This window comes from Undibacterium sp. YM2, from assembly GCF_009937975.1.
Classification (GTDB): domain Bacteria; phylum Pseudomonadota; class Gammaproteobacteria; order Burkholderiales; family Burkholderiaceae_D; genus Undibacterium.
Window position 1 is genome coordinate 1818697 of sequence record NZ_AP018441.1, and the last position, 12518, is coordinate 1831214.

At 50.5% G+C, this 12518-nt stretch carries 23 protein-coding genes; 10 read left to right on the plus strand and 13 right to left on the minus strand.

Translation table 11 applies throughout. From position 1 onward, the window contains the following. Window positions 1–19: 19 nt before the first annotated feature. The 5 genes from UNDYM_RS08020 to UNDYM_RS08040 are packed head-to-tail and all read right to left on the minus strand — an operon-like array spanning window position 20 to window position 3050. Window positions 20–394 carry a DUF1566 domain-containing protein gene (locus UNDYM_RS08020; RefSeq protein ID WP_162040574.1) on the minus strand — a complete coding sequence of 125 codons (375 nt, stop codon included), beginning with the start codon at window positions 392–394 and terminating at the stop codon, window positions 20–22. Window positions 395–454: 60 nt separating this feature from the next. Further along, window positions 455–1060 (minus strand): DUF1566 domain-containing protein, encoded by a 606-nt coding sequence (locus tag UNDYM_RS08025; RefSeq protein ID WP_162040575.1) that lies wholly within the window; start codon window positions 1058–1060, stop codon window positions 455–457. Window positions 1061–1090: 30 nt separating this feature from the next. Further along, window positions 1091–2005, minus strand: coding sequence for a UvrB/UvrC motif-containing protein (locus UNDYM_RS08030; protein WP_162040576.1), 915 nt, complete (start codon window positions 2003–2005; stop codon window positions 1091–1093). Next, complete coding sequence (locus UNDYM_RS08035) at window positions 2002–2517, minus strand: hypothetical protein (RefSeq protein WP_162040577.1); 516 nt, start codon at window positions 2515–2517, stop codon at window positions 2002–2004. The genes UNDYM_RS08030 and UNDYM_RS08035 overlap by 4 nt, the downstream gene beginning before the upstream one ends. Continuing rightward, window positions 2514–3050, minus strand: coding sequence for a metal-dependent phosphohydrolase (locus tag UNDYM_RS08040; protein WP_162040578.1), 537 nt, complete (start codon window positions 3048–3050; stop codon window positions 2514–2516). The genes UNDYM_RS08035 and UNDYM_RS08040 overlap by 4 nt, the downstream gene beginning before the upstream one ends. A 50-nt stretch (window positions 3051–3100) precedes the next feature. On the opposite strand from UNDYM_RS08040, the gene UNDYM_RS08045 reads away from it, so the two are divergent. Beyond that, window positions 3101–3265, plus strand: a complete 165-nt coding sequence (locus tag UNDYM_RS08045) for a hypothetical protein (RefSeq protein ID WP_162040579.1) — start codon at window positions 3101–3103, stop codon at window positions 3263–3265. On the opposite strand, the gene UNDYM_RS08050 is transcribed toward UNDYM_RS08045, so the two are convergent. The 7 genes from UNDYM_RS08050 to UNDYM_RS08075 all read right to left on the minus strand — a co-directional run bounded on the left by UNDYM_RS08050 (window position 3238) and on the right by UNDYM_RS08075 (window position 6024). Further along, window positions 3238–4110 carry a DUF2303 family protein gene (locus tag UNDYM_RS08050; protein ID WP_162040580.1) on the minus strand — a complete coding sequence of 291 codons (873 nt, stop codon included), beginning with the start codon at window positions 4108–4110 and terminating at the stop codon, window positions 3238–3240. The two genes, UNDYM_RS08045 and UNDYM_RS08050, sit on opposite strands and share 28 nt — an antisense overlap. Beyond that, entirely contained in the window at window positions 4110–4457 is a 348-nt protein-coding gene (locus UNDYM_RS08055) for a hypothetical protein (protein ID WP_162040581.1), read from the minus strand. The genes UNDYM_RS08050 and UNDYM_RS08055 overlap by 1 nt, the downstream gene beginning before the upstream one ends. 63 nt (window positions 4458–4520) lie before the next feature. Continuing rightward, on the minus strand, window positions 4521–5198 hold the full coding sequence (locus UNDYM_RS08060; protein ID WP_162040582.1) for a DUF1566 domain-containing protein: 678 nt from the start codon (window positions 5196–5198) through the stop codon (window positions 4521–4523). A gap of 23 nt (window positions 5199–5221) precedes the next feature. Next, complete coding sequence (locus UNDYM_RS08065) at window positions 5222–5419, minus strand: hypothetical protein (RefSeq protein WP_162040583.1); 198 nt, start codon at window positions 5417–5419, stop codon at window positions 5222–5224. Between the two features lie 10 nt (window positions 5420–5429). Continuing rightward, a complete protein-coding gene (locus UNDYM_RS31070; protein WP_255456538.1) occupies window positions 5430–5552 on the minus strand; it encodes a hypothetical protein in 123 nt (40 codons plus the stop codon). Further along, a complete protein-coding gene (locus UNDYM_RS08070) occupies window positions 5549–5770 on the minus strand; it encodes a hypothetical protein (RefSeq protein WP_162040584.1) in 222 nt (73 codons plus the stop codon). Before UNDYM_RS08070 ends, UNDYM_RS31070 begins: the two co-directional genes overlap by 4 nt. Beyond that, a complete protein-coding gene (locus tag UNDYM_RS08075; RefSeq protein WP_162040585.1) occupies window positions 5767–6024 on the minus strand; it encodes a hypothetical protein in 258 nt (85 codons plus the stop codon). Before UNDYM_RS08075 ends, UNDYM_RS08070 begins: the two co-directional genes overlap by 4 nt. A gap of 137 nt (window positions 6025–6161) precedes the next feature. Between UNDYM_RS08075 and UNDYM_RS08080 the strand changes: the two genes are divergently transcribed. Continuing rightward, complete coding sequence (locus UNDYM_RS08080; RefSeq protein ID WP_162040586.1) at window positions 6162–6497, plus strand: hypothetical protein; 336 nt, start codon at window positions 6162–6164, stop codon at window positions 6495–6497. A gap of 3 nt (window positions 6498–6500) precedes the next feature. On the opposite strand, the gene UNDYM_RS08085 is transcribed toward UNDYM_RS08080, so the two are convergent. Then, window positions 6501–7208 carry a LexA family transcriptional regulator gene (locus UNDYM_RS08085; protein WP_162040587.1) on the minus strand — a complete coding sequence of 236 codons (708 nt, stop codon included), beginning with the start codon at window positions 7206–7208 and terminating at the stop codon, window positions 6501–6503. A gap of 79 nt (window positions 7209–7287) precedes the next feature. Here UNDYM_RS08085 and UNDYM_RS08090 point away from each other — a divergent pair, with 79 nt between their 5' ends. The 8 genes from UNDYM_RS08090 to UNDYM_RS08125 all read left to right on the plus strand — a co-directional run bounded on the left by UNDYM_RS08090 (window position 7288) and on the right by UNDYM_RS08125 (window position 12492). Further along, window positions 7288–7500 carry a Cro/CI family transcriptional regulator gene (locus UNDYM_RS08090; protein ID WP_162040588.1) on the plus strand — a complete coding sequence of 71 codons (213 nt, stop codon included), beginning with the start codon at window positions 7288–7290 and terminating at the stop codon, window positions 7498–7500. Then, a complete protein-coding gene (locus UNDYM_RS08095; RefSeq protein WP_162040589.1) occupies window positions 7497–7838 on the plus strand; it encodes a hypothetical protein in 342 nt (113 codons plus the stop codon). Before UNDYM_RS08090 ends, UNDYM_RS08095 begins: the two co-directional genes overlap by 4 nt. A 324-nt stretch (window positions 7839–8162) precedes the next feature. Next, the gene (locus tag UNDYM_RS08100) at window positions 8163–8630 is read left to right on the plus strand and encodes a YmfL family putative regulatory protein (protein WP_162040590.1); all 468 of its coding nucleotides are present in this window, start codon (window positions 8163–8165) and stop codon (window positions 8628–8630) included. Window position 8631: 1 nt separating this feature from the next. After that, the gene (locus tag UNDYM_RS08105) at window positions 8632–9036 is read left to right on the plus strand and encodes a hypothetical protein (protein ID WP_162040591.1); all 405 of its coding nucleotides are present in this window, start codon (window positions 8632–8634) and stop codon (window positions 9034–9036) included. Then, window positions 9033–10406: a PriCT-2 domain-containing protein gene (locus UNDYM_RS08110; RefSeq protein ID WP_162040592.1), complete on the plus strand. Its 1374-nt coding sequence runs from the start codon at window positions 9033–9035 to the stop codon at window positions 10404–10406. Before UNDYM_RS08105 ends, UNDYM_RS08110 begins: the two co-directional genes overlap by 4 nt. Beyond that, window positions 10391–11620 (plus strand): DUF5906 domain-containing protein, encoded by a 1230-nt coding sequence (locus tag UNDYM_RS08115; RefSeq protein WP_162040593.1) that lies wholly within the window; start codon window positions 10391–10393, stop codon window positions 11618–11620. Before UNDYM_RS08110 ends, UNDYM_RS08115 begins: the two co-directional genes overlap by 16 nt. Before the next feature lie 270 nt (window positions 11621–11890). Beyond that, the gene (locus UNDYM_RS08120) at window positions 11891–12082 is read left to right on the plus strand and encodes a hypothetical protein (protein ID WP_162040594.1); all 192 of its coding nucleotides are present in this window, start codon (window positions 11891–11893) and stop codon (window positions 12080–12082) included. Next, window positions 12079–12492 (plus strand): antiterminator Q family protein, encoded by a 414-nt coding sequence (locus UNDYM_RS08125; RefSeq protein WP_162040595.1) that lies wholly within the window; start codon window positions 12079–12081, stop codon window positions 12490–12492. Before UNDYM_RS08120 ends, UNDYM_RS08125 begins: the two co-directional genes overlap by 4 nt. Window positions 12493–12518: the final 26 nt, after the last annotated feature.

The following is a 12518-nucleotide window of genomic DNA, read 5'->3' on the forward strand; positions in this document are numbered from 1 at the left end:
AAGCGGCTAAATTATTGAATTACTCAATAATTGATCTGCGGACGGCACGCGCGCGGTACTCGCTGCTCTTGCGGTCGTCGTACTGGTTGCCACCGTTGAAATACTGCATCCATGCAAAAGAGGGGTAGCCCGCGTCCTGCTCACCAGACCAGTAGTAGTACGGTTCAAACTGCTCTTTGGCATTGGCGAACAACAGGGATTGTTCGCTGCGTGTAGGCAATTCGCCGCCCACTGAGGCTGCCCAGGCCTTGGCCGCTTCCCAGTTCAGTTTGGTAGCTGGTTTTGCTTCCAGCAAAAACAGGTGATGGTCTGGCTGGCCTTCTTTGCCCAAAATCAGGCCTGCGTATATCTCGCCAGGCTTGAGGTTTTCTTGCATCCATTGCGCTTTGCTCATGGTAATCATCCTAAAAAAAATCGGTTCGGGCTTCGCCCGGTGATGGTGGAAATTATTGAATTACTCAATAATTAAGACTCTGCGGACGGCACGCGCGCGGTACTCGTAGCTCTTGTGGTAGCCGTACTGGTCGCCACCGTCGAAACTCTGCATCCACGCATAAGAGGGGTCGCCCGCGTTCTGCGTACTGGTCCAGTACCATTCAGGCTCAAATGCCTCCGCGCCGCCTGTGATGAATGCTGAGTCTGTCGTCTGTGCTGGCTCGTTGCGTGAATAGGCGTAACCAGGTGGTACGCTGCTGGGGTTGTCGCCGCGCCAGCAGTAGTTTTGCTCATTGGTAGGCTTCAGGTTGCGGTAGCACAGCTCCAGTTCATCACGGCTGGGCAGGTACCAGTCGCTCAGGCCGTAGATGCTCATGCTGAGCATGCGCTGCGCCTGTTCGCTGCCTGCCTCGGCCATGGCTTTGGTGTTGGCAAGGCCATCAAAAAAGCTCAGGCTATTGGCTGCGGCAACATCTTTGTGCCAGGCGGCTTCGACTTCACCGGCTGCCTTTGGCGCGACGATGATGGCGTACTGCTCGCCCTCGATATTGATGCGTCCAGCGTAAAAACCGCCAGCGTAGGGTGTGCCGGATACGGTGGGTGTTGGTTTGACTGCTGTGTCCATGGTTGCTCCTGTTGTGGTTGTGGTGCTGGGTTAGGCTGCTGCTTTTAAAATGTCGCGAATGATGGCTGCGCGTTCAAAATTTTCTTCGTCAATTGCCTTTTGCTTTTCTCTTTGCAACTTCCTCAGGCGTGTTTCTTGGTTGCGTTTTGTTCTTAAATCGCCTGGGTTGTTGATGTAGATTTGATAGGCTTGGCAGCGCATGAATCCATATCGCCCGGTGACGACCTGCCATGTTGAATTAAGATCGTAGTAGGCGGTGCCGGTGACGATGCGGCCTTTGTCGCCAATTGCAAACACGCTGGAGCCATGGGTAATAATTCCTTTGTCCCTGCTAGTGACATTACATGTCATATTGGTATGTGCCCGATCCAGTTCAGCAACGTAGTGTCCAGTTGTTGCGCGTTCGTGCTGTGCAAACTCATTTGCGGTCACACCAAGCAGACCCATGACAGGGTCGGGCTTTTTAAACTGGTAATCAGTAAAGACATTGCACAAATAGTCGCGAATCCTGCTCCTTGTGCGCTCCATTTCGATGCGCAGCAGATACGGCATGCAGGCTACTTTGTTCGACTCATATCGCCCTTCATGGTCAGGCCGAGTAGGGCAGTTGATTGACTGGAACATATCAAACTCAATGCAGCGTCCACTGATATGCAGGTCGGCTTTTAGATCGCCTTTTTTGCAAAAGCGCTTTGATTCAGCGGACCATCTGGCGACTTTGGCGCCATAATGTTTTACTGAGTTTTCGTCAATCTCTGGCATGGTGCATGTCCAGCCAAGGCGGTTCAGGGTCTGAATGATGCGTGCAAATACTTGGCGTTTAAAATCGCGCTCCCATTTTTCCCTGGGTTTCCAGTCTCTAGGAATGTCTTCTTCCCAAATTTTCAGGCTTGCATCGCCGAAAACAACTTCGCCTGCGCGGGATATTTGTTGTAATGGTTTCATGCTGCAATCGCCTCAACTTCAAACACATTGCCTTCAGCCACTCGCTGCGCAATTTCGCGCAGTGCCTTGGCGATATCGCTGTGCGTGACCAGGGCGCATTGCTGGTCATGTAGTTCAAGCGCATCGCGTACATCATTTACGCCAGCGCCATCAAATCGCCAGACGTGTTTTGTTGTGCCTCTGATATAGCAACGGGTGAGTGCTTCTTGGGCGCGCACAAATACATCTTGATGCTCAACGCCATAGCCGTACTCTGCCAGCAGTAAAGCAATATTCATCGACGTAGTAACCATGGCCCAGTTATCGATGGTTGAAATACTGCCGCTGGCAATGGCCGCATAAGATTGCCAGGCGTGCATGCGTATGTCTTGCTGCTGCGATACATCAAGCTCGACGTTAGTATTAACAGATTGCGTGTTGAGAGCAGGATTCAAAAACAGATAGGTGCCTGCTGGCTTGACATTCCAATTTCGGCGTGCGCAATGGTGTTTTGCTCTGGATTTTTTGCTCATGCTGCCACCTGTGTAGAAGTCAGGTTGTGGAAACGCTGTAAGAATTTGAGCTTTGCGGTCTTTGAATCCCACGGCTCGATGCGGTCTTTCATTGGCACGATGTCGGTGCCCGCAAACCAGTTTTCGCCAATGTCTGGCATCAGGTCGCGCTGTTCTGTTGCCAGCATGATGAGGTCTGCCCGCTTAATCCATGGGTGATCTTGATGTTTCAGCGAAAAGTGTTGAATCAATGCATTTTCGACCTGGCGTTCAATCTCGGCATAGTCAGGTAGCAGTACTTTCAAAGGCTTGGATACGTCGCCAATGTATGCCTCTGCTGCGTCGTGCATAAGGCCGTCCAGTGCCAGATCAGGTGGTACGACAAATGAAGCCATGTAGCAGTGCTGGGCGACGCTGTAGAAGCGGGTGCAGTGGCCAGTGAAGCGGCAGATGTGCGAAAGTGCATGAGCAATCGTCTCAATCTCAATATCGCTTTTTTCGGGCTCATTGAAATTAAAGTAGGAACCGCCTGCGGTGAGTATGGTCGGTATCATTGTGCTTTCCTCAAATTAACAACTGGCTCACTGCACATGCAGCCGGGCGGGTGAGCGCCCTGCAGTTCAATCACTGCATGTGGCTGGCCGTTGCTGATGCAGCGGGTAAAGTGTTTGATCACGCCGCGTACCTCGCCCAGGATGTGGCAGGTAAAGGCGACGTGATCGCCTTCGGTGAAGCTGGAGGTCATGGCTTGCCGAGTAGTACCGTGTAGCCGGACTCTTTTGAAACTTGTTCGATGTAGTCGGCAAAGCACAATTCAATGCCATCCTCTACGCGGTCAAGTTCGTACCAGAATTTGACTCTTTGATGGGTCAAGCGATACTTGAGCCTGGCTTTGATTCTCAGTCCGTCGCCATTTTTGAATATGCGAATCCCGAGTGTGAATTCGCGGGGAATTTCAATGCTGCCAGCACCTGCAGTTGCATTGATAGTTTCGTTGTACAGGAACTGTACTTGCCCATTATCGAGGCGGCGGGCGCTGGCAAAGGCCACTTCTGTTTTCGCCTGCAGAGTCAACGCGACAGTCAGCAGCATGTCGCCTGATGGCTCTGCTATATCGGCGATATTATCTTCAAGGAAGATGGCAAATTCTTCTTGCTCCATTTGCCGCTTATTGTTGTTGATCCATGTAGTTGCTTCGCGACTCAGCTCTGCCCGGTAAATGGCTTGATGGTCCTTCCAGCCGCCAACCGCGTCTTTTTGATGATTGAATACGGCAGTCAGGCTGCGAGCCTCAATGTCAGCGAAAATATAGCCGGTGGCTTCTTTAGCCTGATCACGCACAAACTGCAAGAAGCTGGCTGTGTCGTTCAAGACGGTTGTGCCTGTCTTGCGGTTCGGATTGGGCTGCGCTTTTTCGATGATGCTGGTGATGTCTTTGTGCTGATACTTCTCCGGGAAGATCAGGTGTGTCGTGCCGCCTATCGCTTGATAAGAGACCGATGCATGCGCCAGCTCAGTAATGCGGTCGATGGTGTCTGCGCCGATATGTACCTGGTCTGATGTGGCGGCAAACGTGGCCAGTTCGCCTGGTTGTGCTGTTTGTTGGTCGGACATTATTTGGCTTCCTTAAAATTGATTGGTGCTGGTTGAGAAGCGTCGCGCAATTCGAGATTGCCTTGACGTGGATGGTTGCGGGACAGTTCGTTGTCATCTGTGAGCCAGAAAACATCTTCACCACGGTCTGGCTTGGGCATGTTGACCGTGATGGCATCGGCGATGAAAATCTTGTCAACATCCTGGCCGCGGCCTGTAGGTTTGACTTTGAGTTTCAGCGTGATATCGCCGCTTTTGCCTGTTGATTTGACGGTGTTGATCAAATCGCCAAACAGCTTGGACAGTTCGGCATTAACGCGCCCGTCCCGTAGGTCTTGTAGGGTGATTGCAAATGATTTGGTGCTCACTTTGACTCCTTTACTGGATAAAATTAAATCGAGCGCTTCGCGCTGGTTGGGGAAATTATTAAATTACTGAATGATTAATAACCTGCGGACGGCACGCGCGCGGTCCTCGTCGCTCTTGTGGTAGTAGCCCTGGTCGCCACCGTTGAAACTCTGCATCCATGCATAAGAGGGGTAGCCCGCGAGCTGCGTAGATGTCCAGTACCAGCCGTCTGTATCAAAGCCTGCAGGCGTGTTGGTGTGCAGCAGTCTGGCTTCGCGGCGGTCTGGTAGTGACCAGTCGGTGAAACCGTTGACCGGTGCTTGCGCTTTTTCGATGGCGGTCTGCCAGTTGGCGTCTTTGATCTCGAACTCTGCCGGCGCATGAATCAGGTGGTAGTCTGGCTGGCCGTCCTGGCCTGCGACTACGCCAGCGTAGATGCCGCCTTGCCAGGCTGTGCCGATTTTTGGGGCATTGATAGTGACTTGCGGGGTTTCTGGTAGCAGGATGATGTCATCCTCGTTTGCCCAGACGGCTGCTTTTTCCCATTCGTTGATGCGGCCTTCGCTGTAGTCGAAGGGGTTGATGCGATAACGGATAACCAGAGGGGTATTCACCTGGCGATAGATGCGATGTGGTTCGCTTGAAAGGATGGCGCTAACTGAGTTGGCGCGGGCCGTTTCAATTGCGCAAATAATGCCAGCGCGTTTGCTTTCTGGGTGGTATACCATATTGTCGATGGCGAACTTTGGTTGTGCTTGCATGATGGTCCTTGTCGGGTAAAAAATCAGTCGTTGTCGTTGGCTTGCAGCTTCTTCAGGTCGAACTGTTCGCGCTGCTGCATGTGTTTTCTGGCGCGGGTCTTGATGACTACTTTCCATGTCGGGTGATTCATGGCCTCTTGAAAACTCAACCTGGTCGCCAGCAGGCCGTGCGCGATTTCAAGCGCGGCGAGGTCTGGTTCGGGGGTCTTTGTGCGGGCCATGGTGTGCGCCTCAAGCTGGGATAAATGCCTGCAGCGCAGTGCGAAAAGCCGTGCGGCGGCTGTGCCCGAACTTGCGCTGGACGCTGTACAGGCTGCGGGCGATGGTGTATTTGGCAGTCAAGGTGCGCATCATGCTGGCACCCCGTGGTCGTCTGCTTCTTGGGCTTTGCTGATCTTACTGGCGAGTTCGCGCAGGGCGCAGGCTTCGCCCATCTGCTTTAAAGATCGTTCGATTTCATCCGGGCCGCACACGCCAGAGTCTATAAACATCTTTGCATCGGCTTCTATCCTGCTTGCTTCGTTGCGCAGCGCGCAGAACACCTCAAAGGCTTCTTCTTTGGTGAGTCTCATTTGTCACCTCTTGCAGTGGCAACAAAGCGCATCTGGCCAGCCGACAGCCGCTCTTGCTGCAAGAAAGCCTGCTCTATCGCCTCACGCCTACGCTCAGCAGCATCGAGCCTGGCGATGTGCTTGGCGTTGCTCAGCACTTCGGCAGATTTGGCCTCGTCATTCATTTGGTCGCAGCCAGCAATGCTGAGCGCGATCAGCAGGCCGATTGCGCAAGTGGCGTAGAACAGGATGTCGATGAGGGTGGGGTGTTTCATGTTGACTCCATCTGGTGGGGTGATGGAGTAACTTTAGCCTGCTAAATTAAAAAAGTAAAGAACTTTAGCGAACTAAATTAAATGTAATGTAAAATAATTATTAAATATTAATAGTAAGAGTAGTTAGAGGAGGATATATGGCTCTAGTGGAATGCAGGGAATGTAAACGTCAGGTATCGACTGAGGCAATCGCTTGCCCGAATTGCGGTGTTGCAACGCCAGGCGCGACCAAAGAAGAAATTATTATTAATATAAAGAAAGGAATCTTTGCGCAGCAAAGGTGGGTCTCAGGAGTAGCTTTTTTTGGAGGGCTTGCCTGGCTTTTTTTTGCTGCTAAATCTGGTGGCAAAGATGCGTTTGTTGACGCATTTGATGGGGCAAAATGGCTGATTGGGGGTGGGTTTTGTTGGTATATTGCTTCTGAAATTGATAGGAATTTGTATGAAAGAAAATTGAAAAAACAAAAGAAGTGAGAATTAAATTCTGTCACTCTGTTTGTGAACGACTTTCCCTATAATGATGCAAGCACTGCCCTGACAAGTCTTGCGGCCATATTTGCTTTTATCAGAATTATCTGAAGATAGAAACCATTGACCTAAATCTCGAACTAGGCGTTTAACTACGGCTTCGCCTTCATAGTTGACTGCGTAGGTATCTCCGTCATTTAACTTGCAATCTGCTGTATTAATGATGACAGTATCGCCATCATAGAGAGCAGGTTCCATACTGTCGCCCTTTATTGCAACCGCAATAAGTTTGCTTGGTATAAAACCATTTTTATCTACCCAACTTCTTTGAACAAGAAGAGGCTCTCCGTTGCTTTCTTGCTGATCTAGAGCAATGCCAATTATCCCTGCGGATAGGCGCAGATTTACCTTGCGGACTTCAATAAGATTGGGCGAGCCGTGTTCGGCTACAGCCACTTTTGAAAACTGATTACTGGTTCCGTAACCTTCGTTAGCGACTTGCTCCCTGTATTTGGGCAATGTTCCATCAGCTATCCAGTCAATATTGAATCGCGTGCGTGAGAAGGCTTTCAATGGCTTGGGCCCCAGATTGGTCTGCCCAGAAAACCACTGCGTCACCAATCCTTCCGATACATCGCAGAATATTGCCAGGTCTTTTGCCCTGGTTATTTTGAGGTCTTCCATCACCTCAGTAAGTCGGTCTTTAAGTGTTTCCATGTTTAGCATTCTAAATAAATAGCGGTTTAGTTCGTTAAAGAAACTTGCAAACTTATCTTTAGTGCGCTAAAGTTTGGGAATGGACGCTACGAAACTTATTGATTTGCTGGGCGGCACTACCAAAGTTGCCGAAATTTGCGATGTCACCCCTGGCGCGGTTTCGCAATGGAAAAATAACGGAATACCTAAACCGTGGCTTCGTTTTTTTGAAAGCCAGCATCCTGAAGTATTCAATTTACCTGAACTAAAAGACACCCCGCCTTACACAGAAACCACCCAGGAGGCCGCATGACTCTCGACACTTTAGACATCGTTATCAATACCAGCGGCCTCGATGAAGCCCAGGCCAAGGCAGACAAGCTGCTGTCAACACTGCATGAAATCAAAGATACGCAGGCGCTGGTGGCACTTGTTGCTGTGTCGGCGCAAAGCAAGGGGCAAGAAGAGGTGCTTAGGGTGCTGCGCGAAATTCGCCGCGACTTGAAAGGCTGTATTGCACCAGATGGCGATTCACTCAATGTCTCATCTGGTGCCCCTGTGTCAGTTGTGGGTTGCGCTGACTTTTTGGGTGCAATTACTCGCTCACGGAAGATTGCGCCTCTGCTCGACCAAGAGAATCCGCAAGGCTGAGTAAGTCTTTTGCTATTTGTCTCATAGCCTCTTGCTGTGCTGCAAGTAGTGTGTAGTTTTTGTTGGGTAAAACGACACTGAAACGAGCCAAGTTTTTGCCAATAGTGTGCTCGGCTTCGACTCGTAAAGTTTGGCCTTCCTGGATAAATGTCACTGAATTGCTCATCGGAGATTCCTTTCATAAAAATCATTGTTGAGGGACTTTGATTGTACATGGTTGGAATCTCCACCTTATTAAATTAATCATGAATTTGCTGCGATGCAATGACGGCAGTGTATTCATAAACGCAAGAAGTTAACACCACAAAAACAAGGGGCGACAATATGGATGTTCGTGCAACTAATTTACGGATGATTAATGAAGTGGATGGTACCTGGGATGTGGTAGCTGCTTTCCTAGGTATGTCTAAGGCTTCTTTGCATAACCGTGTGTATGAGGTGAAGGGGCAAAAGCTGTCGGTGGAAGATACGATGTTGTTGCAGTCTCTTTCAAAAACGACTCACTTTGCAGATGTGGTGGCTGATGCTACTGGCGGGGTATTTGTGAAGATGCCTGATGCTGCGTCGATCGCACAGGAGTCTATCCATGCGAAATTCAATGAGTTGTATGCAGATGTGGGTGCTTTGTTCAGCGAGTACCAGGCTGACATCAAGAATGATGGTGTGATTGATGATGCTGAGTTTGAGCGGCTGCAGGCAATCCTGGCTGATATGCATAAGAAGGGTGAGGAGTTGTTGTCGCTGATGATGGTGATTGGCAAGCGTCGCAGCCCTGCTCTGAAGGTTGCTTGATATGAAGCGGCTGAAAACTGATTCTGATGCCTTCGCTATGTTGGCGCGTTTGGTTGAATTGGGTGGCGTTGCGCAGTTCAGCCAGTTTCGTGATGTTAGTGTGAAGCAGTTGAGCTACCGTGTTGGGGTGCTGCGTGACCATTTTTTGATTGTGGTGGAAGATAAGACAATCAGGGTGACGCAGGCGGGCAAAAACTATGTGGCTGAACATCATGAGATGGTGTCGGCGATAGTGACGCAGGTGGCGGTTGAGAAGGTGGCTGAGGTGCAGCTTAACCGGCCTTATGCGTCGATACGGTCAACAACAAATGCGCGGCCTTATCGCCCTGGCTCGGAAGATTATAAACAAATACCGTCGCTGAATTTTGGCGTGCGCACGCCCCGTCCTGGGGACATTGTGGAATGACACAGATTACTTTAGATACGGCGCGGCGGGCGCTGGGCTTTATTTCGCCTGAAGACCGCGATACATGGGTGCGCATGGGTATGGCGCTGAAGGCTGAGTTTGGCGATTCTGCATTTGAGATGTGGGATAACTGGAGCCAGGGGGCATCGACTTATAACGCTGGTGCGGCGAAGGCTTCGTGGAAGTCTTTTAAGCTGGGCGGCAAGGTGGGTATTGGCTCGTTGCTGGCAGAGGCGAAATCGCAGGGTTTTGTGTTGTCTGACAGTGATGTGATTGTTGACCCGGCTGTGCTTGAAGCTGCGCGCATTGAACGTGCTGCGCGTGACAAGAAGACGGAGGAAAACCGTATCAAGGCGGCAGCAGCTGCGGCCAAGCGTGCGGGCACACAGTGGCGCATGGCAGCGAAAGAGGGTGAGTCGCCTTATCTGGTGCGCAAGCAGGTGCGGGCTGAGTCGTGCAGGTATTTGCCTGAGGGCGGCATCATCATCCCTATGTTGCGCTATGACCTAGACCCGGTGGTGATGGTTGGTAAGCAGCAGATTAATGCGGATGGGTCGAAGAAATTCAGTGGTGGGATGGATAAGCATGGGGCGATGTGTCGCCTGGGTGATTTACCGGTTTGCACTGACGATGATGTTGATTATATTTATGTTGGTGAGGGTTATGCGACGCTGGGCAGCATCCGCGCTGCGCTGAATTATGCGGCCCCGGCTTTTGTTTGTTTTGATACGTCAGGCCTGCTACCTGGTGCGAGAGTATTGCGGGAGCTTTATCCGCTGTGCCCAGTGGTGTTTGTGGCTGATGATGATTATCTGACGGGCGGCAAGGGTTATTCTAAGGCGGTTGAGGCTGCTGCTGCGATTGGTAATGCGTGGGTGATGTTGCCGAAGTTTACGGCGGCCAGGCGACAGTCAAGGATGGATGAGTCTTTGCCCATGCTGACTGATTTTAATGATCTGCATTGCGCTGAGGGCTTGCAGGTTGTGACGGATCAGATTAATCAGTTTATAGCGTCCATCACGAATACTGGTGTGCCGCCTGCTTCAGACGTTGCCTTGCCTGATTCCCCGTACCCCTTTCTGGATGAGGAAACGCAGCCGGTTGAAACGACTGCAGTTATTTCCCAGGAGGCGTTGCTTTTTCGCTTTGCCTTGATTTATGGCACCACGGAAATCTGGGACGGTATTTCAAAGCGTAAATTGAAACGTGCTGCCTTTGATGCTTATGTGGGCAAGGCAGAGGCGAAGGCGTGGATAGAGAACCCGAAGAAGAAGCTGATTGAGAAGTCAGCCTTGCCTACGCTGGTGGGCGGCGTTGCCGTTGACGGGGGAGCGGGGGAGGTGTTTTGCAGGAGATGCTGGATAACCTGACCCTGCTGCGTGGTACTGAAACGGTGTGGGACATGATAGGCCGACAGGTGATGACCTTGGGTGCGGTGCGGGCGAACTACACGCCTGAGTTGACGGCGAAGTGGCAGGAACGGATTGACCGCAAAACGGTAGAACAAAAAAATCTGGTGTTTGACCCTACGCAGACGGTTGATCTTGATACGCATGTAAATATCTTTTTTGGCTGGCCACTGACGCCAAAGAAAAACCATGATCTGGTGGACCCGATTATAGAGCTGATTCAGTCGCTTTGCTCATCTGAGGATAATGCAGATCAGATTATGCATTTTATGTTGTGCTGGATGGCTTTGCCACTTCAGCAGCCAGGCGCAAAGTTGCAGACCGCTTTGCTGGTGTTTGGTGAGAAACAGGGCACCGGCAAGAGTTTGTTGTTTGATTCTATCTTGCGGCCTATCTATGGTGAGTATGGTACGACGGTGGGCCAGCATCAGCTTGAATCTGGTTTTACTGACTGGCGTTCTCGCAAGCTGTTCACTTTGTTTGAAGAGGTGTTGTCGCGTGATGACAAGTTCAGTCATAACGGTACGCTGAAGTACATGATCACGGGCAAGCGCATGCAGGTGAACCCAAAAAACCTGCCATTGCGTGAAGAGAATAATCACATGAATTGTGTGTTTCTCTCGAATGAGCCGCAACCTATCCCTATTGAATTGGAAGATCGCCGTTTCTTGGTTATCCAGGCCAGGCTGATGCGGGATAAGGAATTTTATGACCGTGTGGTGGCGTCGATCAATAACGGCGGGCTTGAGGCTTTTTATGAATTCTTGTTGTCGTATCCGCTTGGCGATTTTAATGAGCATACCAAGCCACCAATGACGCGGGCAAAAGAGCGTGTGATTTCGTTTGGCCGTGCTAGCTGGGATGCGTTTCACTTCAATTGGCGTGAGGGCATCCTCGATGCGCCGTATTGCTCTTGCCTGACTTCTGATTTGTACATTGTCTATAAGCGTTGGTGTGACCGCAATGGTGAGAAGCCGTTGTCGCAGACGAAGTTTTCAGGATACCTGGATAGCAGGGAGACCAAGGTTAAGCGGGAGATATCGCTGAGCGATAAGCCTAAGCGGTCGTACATGATTTTTGAGATACCTCGACCTGAAGGTGCGAAAGAGATGAGCTTGCATGAGCAGTGCACGATGTTCCGCGAGAAGGCTGATGTGTATGGTGCGGGCAATTAGCCGCAGGGTATGCAGGCACAAGGATAAACCCTGCTGCTCTGGAAGCCACGCCAGATATAGCTTTCAGCAGGGTATGCAGGGTTAGCAGGGTTTCGCGCACGTGTGCGAATAAATATTTATCTGTATGTATTAATGCGTGCAAATTATTTTTTTACGTACACGATCTATAACCCTGCTAACCCTGCATACCCTGCTGTAAACGTTGATAGATAAGGCTTAGAGAGCAGCAGGGTTAAATAAATACCCTGCTGTACCCTGCGGGAATGGTGAATGGATAAAGAATCTGATCAATGGCGCATGGAGTGTGAAGCGCGATATGTGTTGCAACTGCATGGCCTGCAGCGAAGGCGGGATTACCTGGCACTGGTTGAACGTAGGCGCGGGGCAGCAGCAAGGGGTGAATTGGAATTGGTAGTAAAGCGTGAGTGGGACAAGATGAACGGGACAAAGGGGCGGCGATGATTCAGTACATAGATAGGTTGATGCAGGACTGGGCAAGATGGTCTAAGGTGCGCAGGGATGGTGGGCTTGGTTATCCGTCATCGGCTGCTGGGTGCAGGCTGATGGTAAGAGGGACTGCTTATGGTGATTTTCATGATTTGGATGAGCAATCAATGGAGATAGAGCAGATTGTTAGTTCTATGCGCAAAGAGAGACCGGATATGTACAAGGTTGTTGATTGGTTTTATCTTGCTGGCGATGTAACAGTGGATCGCATTGCGCGTGAGCTTGGCTGTCATCGTGATACTGTGTATGCAAGACTTCATGCTGTACACCAGCATGTGATGATGGTGATGCAAGATAATGATATAGCCAGATCGGATATGGTTGATGCAATGCGGAATCAAAAAAATCTTTTAAAAGCATCTTGACTCAATCCGACACTTTCAATATGATT

What these genes read in the sequence shown, in the direction of transcription:
- UNDYM_RS08080 (WP_162040586.1), top strand. Translation starts at nt 6,162, where the DNA reads ATGGCTCTAGTGGAATGCAGGGAATGTAAACGTCAGGTATCGACTGAG.
- UNDYM_RS08085 (WP_162040587.1), bottom strand. Translation starts at nt 7,208, where the DNA reads ATGGAAACACTTAAAGACCGACTTACTGAGGTGATGGAAGACCTCAAA.
- UNDYM_RS08070 (WP_162040584.1), bottom strand. Translation starts at nt 5,770, where the DNA reads ATGAGACTCACCAAAGAAGAAGCCTTTGAGGTGTTCTGCGCGCTGCGC.
- UNDYM_RS08105 (WP_162040591.1), top strand. Translation starts at nt 8,632, where the DNA reads ATGAAGCGGCTGAAAACTGATTCTGATGCCTTCGCTATGTTGGCGCGT.
- UNDYM_RS08120 (WP_162040594.1), top strand. Translation starts at nt 11,891, where the DNA reads ATGGATAAAGAATCTGATCAATGGCGCATGGAGTGTGAAGCGCGATAT.
- UNDYM_RS08125 (WP_162040595.1), top strand. Translation starts at nt 12,079, where the DNA reads ATGATTCAGTACATAGATAGGTTGATGCAGGACTGGGCAAGATGGTCT.
- UNDYM_RS08100 (WP_162040590.1), top strand. Translation starts at nt 8,163, where the DNA reads ATGGATGTTCGTGCAACTAATTTACGGATGATTAATGAAGTGGATGGT.
- UNDYM_RS08040 (WP_162040578.1), bottom strand. Translation starts at nt 3,050, where the DNA reads ATGATACCGACCATACTCACCGCAGGCGGTTCCTACTTTAATTTCAAT.
- UNDYM_RS08060 (WP_162040582.1), bottom strand. Translation starts at nt 5,198, where the DNA reads ATGCAAGCACAACCAAAGTTCGCCATCGACAATATGGTATACCACCCA.
- UNDYM_RS08110 (WP_162040592.1), top strand. Translation starts at nt 9,033, where the DNA reads ATGACACAGATTACTTTAGATACGGCGCGGCGGGCGCTGGGCTTTATT.
- UNDYM_RS08020 (WP_162040574.1), bottom strand. Translation starts at nt 394, where the DNA reads ATGAGCAAAGCGCAATGGATGCAAGAAAACCTCAAGCCTGGCGAGATA.
- UNDYM_RS08075 (WP_162040585.1), bottom strand. Translation starts at nt 6,024, where the DNA reads ATGAAACACCCCACCCTCATCGACATCCTGTTCTACGCCACTTGCGCA.
- UNDYM_RS08095 (WP_162040589.1), top strand. Translation starts at nt 7,497, where the DNA reads ATGACTCTCGACACTTTAGACATCGTTATCAATACCAGCGGCCTCGAT.
- UNDYM_RS08030 (WP_162040576.1), bottom strand. Translation starts at nt 2,005, where the DNA reads ATGAAACCATTACAACAAATATCCCGCGCAGGCGAAGTTGTTTTCGGC.
- UNDYM_RS08115 (WP_162040593.1), top strand. Translation starts at nt 10,391, where the DNA reads ATGCTGGATAACCTGACCCTGCTGCGTGGTACTGAAACGGTGTGGGAC.
- UNDYM_RS08065 (WP_162040583.1), bottom strand. Translation starts at nt 5,419, where the DNA reads ATGGCCCGCACAAAGACCCCCGAACCAGACCTCGCCGCGCTTGAAATC.
- UNDYM_RS08025 (WP_162040575.1), bottom strand. Translation starts at nt 1,060, where the DNA reads ATGGACACAGCAGTCAAACCAACACCCACCGTATCCGGCACACCCTAC.
- UNDYM_RS08090 (WP_162040588.1), top strand. Translation starts at nt 7,288, where the DNA reads ATGGACGCTACGAAACTTATTGATTTGCTGGGCGGCACTACCAAAGTT.
- UNDYM_RS08035 (WP_162040577.1), bottom strand. Translation starts at nt 2,517, where the DNA reads ATGAGCAAAAAATCCAGAGCAAAACACCATTGCGCACGCCGAAATTGG.
- UNDYM_RS31070 (WP_255456538.1), bottom strand. Translation starts at nt 5,552, where the DNA reads ATGATGCGCACCTTGACTGCCAAATACACCATCGCCCGCAGCCTGTAC.
- UNDYM_RS08050 (WP_162040580.1), bottom strand. Translation starts at nt 4,110, where the DNA reads ATGTCCGACCAACAAACAGCACAACCAGGCGAACTGGCCACGTTTGCC.